Source organism: bacterium (assembly GCA_021372775.1).
Lineage (GTDB): Bacteria > Acidobacteriota > Polarisedimenticolia > J045 > J045 > JAJFTU01.
Genome location: JAJFTU010000397.1, coordinates 1 through 2,091 on the forward strand (window position 1 = coordinate 1; position 2,091 = coordinate 2,091).

General features: G+C 74.0%; 3 protein-coding genes. All 3 read right to left on the reverse strand.

From position 1 onward, the window contains the following. Nucleotides 1-121: 121 nt before the first annotated feature. Entirely contained in the window at nucleotides 122-1,438 is a 1,317-nt protein-coding gene (locus LLG88_13310) for an NAD(P)-binding protein (protein MCE5247885.1), read from the reverse strand. Continuing rightward, complete coding sequence (locus tag LLG88_13315; GenBank protein MCE5247886.1) at nucleotides 1,435-1,860, reverse strand: very short patch repair endonuclease; 426 nt, start codon at nucleotides 1,858-1,860, stop codon at nucleotides 1,435-1,437. Before LLG88_13315 ends, LLG88_13310 begins: the two co-directional genes overlap by 4 nt. Further along, nucleotides 1,861-2,091, reverse strand: a 231-nt coding sequence (gene pstB / locus LLG88_13320) for a phosphate ABC transporter ATP-binding protein (protein MCE5247887.1), incomplete at its 5' end; no start/stop codon positions are given.

Sequence of the window (2,091 nt, forward strand, 5' to 3'; positions counted from 1 at the left end):
CCGCCCAACTCGAGCATCGTGATCGCGTGGACGACGCGCGCGCGCCCGCCCGCCGCCCCGCTTCCGGCGACGCCTTCGTCCGCGCCGCGCTCAGAGCGCGGGTCGCGCGGCGCCGCGCCGTTCAACGCCCCTCCGCCAGCGCGGCCGCAGCCGTCCGTCCTTCGATGATCGCCCGTACCATGGAGCTGTAGGTCCAGCCGCCGAAGCGGCCGATCGAGCGGATGCCGAGCGCGGCGAGGCGGCGCAGCGCCTCCTCGACGAGCGGCGTCCTGCGCGGATCGTGGATCACGTAGGCCGGGTTGATCGGCGCGACGTCGGCGGCGACGATCGACTCGCTTCCGTCGAGGATTCCCGCCGCCTCGAGCCCCGCGCGCGCCGCGGCGAGCAGCGTCTCCCGCGTCGGCGGCGCGCTCCCGGCGGCGAGCGGGAACTCGACCGAGATCGTTCCGTGCCCCGAAGGGGCGAGCGACGACGCGACGTTCGACGGGAAGCCGACGCGGTAGAACGGCGTCCGCGGATCGGGGAAGTAGATCCAGTGCAGGCCGCCGGCGAGCGCGGGGCGATCGACGCCGAGCGCCAGCTCGACGACCCCCGCCGCGCGCAGACCGGGAGCGAGGCGCGCCAGAGCCGCCGCCTCGGGGCTCCCGACGAGCGACCGCAGCAGCGCCGGCAGCGGCAGCGTCGAGACCAGCTTCTCGTACCGAATCTCGGCGCCGCCGGCGAGCCGCACGACGCGCGCCGCGACGTCCACTTCCTCGACCGCCGCGCCGCAGCGCAGCGCGTCGGCGACGCGCGCCGCGAACGTCGCGGGCAGCGCGCCGATGCCCCCTTCGCGCGGGTAGAAGAAGCTCGGGTTGTACCCCAGCCCCTTGACCTTCAGCCCGAGCGCGCCGCGCACGACCTCCTCGAGGCTCGGCCGCGGCACCGACCAGCCGACCCACTCCGCGGTCATCTCGTCCGGGGCGACGCCGTACAGCTTCGCGTTGTACGGGAGCAGGAACTCCTCGGCGATCCCCTCCCCGAACGTCTCGCGCGCCCACGCGCCGAACGGCCCCGCGCCCCCTTTCGGCGCCGCGGCGCGCGAGGCGGCGACGAAGTCGAGCAGGCAGCGGGCGACGACCTCCGCCGGCAGGCCGTGCAGGTTCGCTTGAAACGGGAAGTCGAGCAGCGCGCCGCGGGCGAAGATCTTCGCCCGGCGCTCGACGGCCATGAGGCGGTCGCCGAGCAGCGCCCCGACGAGGGCGATCGTCTCCTGATCGCGGAGATGGAGGTAGTGCCCGGTGTAGTCGAACGTGAACGGGCCGACCCGCCGCGAGCGGGCCAGGCCGCCCGGCTCGCTCTCCCGCTCGACGACGACCGCCGCGGCGCGCGGCGCGTACCGCCGCAGATGCAGCGCCGTGGAGAGACCGGCCAAGCCACCGCCCAGAACGACGATCATCGCGCCCCCGCGGCGAGCGCCGCACGCCGACGGGCGAGCCGCCGAAGCAGCCGCGCCGCGCCGCGCTCGAGCTCGCACTCCCAGAGAATTTCGACCTTGTAGCCCAGCTTGCGCAACTCCCTCGCCGCGGCGCGGTCCCGCGCCTGGTTGCGGTCCAGCTTGGCGCGCCAGAACCCGACGTTCGTCGAGGGCATCGTCGAGCGGGAGCAGCCGTGCCGGTGCCAGAAGCAGCCGTGGACGAAGACGGCGGTGCGGTAGCGCGGCAGGACGAGGTCCGGGCGTCCGGGAAGACGTTTGTCGCAGAGCCGGTAGCGGAAGCCGGCGGCGAAGACCTGTTGGCGGACGAAGAGCTCCGGCTTGGTGTCGCGCGAGCGCACGGCCTGCATGATCCGCCGGCGCGTCGCCCGATCGACGGTGTCCACCTAGCCGAACCGTCCGGTGATGTAGTCCTCGGTCCGCCGGTCCTTGGGCGAGAGGAACAGCTCCTCGCCCCGCGCCCACTCGACGAGCTCCCCCTGCAGGAAGAACCCGGCCCAGTCGGCGAGGCGCGAGGCCTGCTGCACGCTGCTCGGCACGATGACGATGGTGTACTTCGCCTTCAGCTCCTCGAGCGACTGCTCGACCTTGGCCGTCGAGATCGGGTCGAGCCCCGA

Coding starts and splice junctions, on each gene's coding strand:
- LLG88_13310 (MCE5247885.1), bottom strand. CDS start 1,438: ATGATCGTCGTTCTGGGCGGTGGCTTGGCCGGTCTCTCCACGGCGCTG.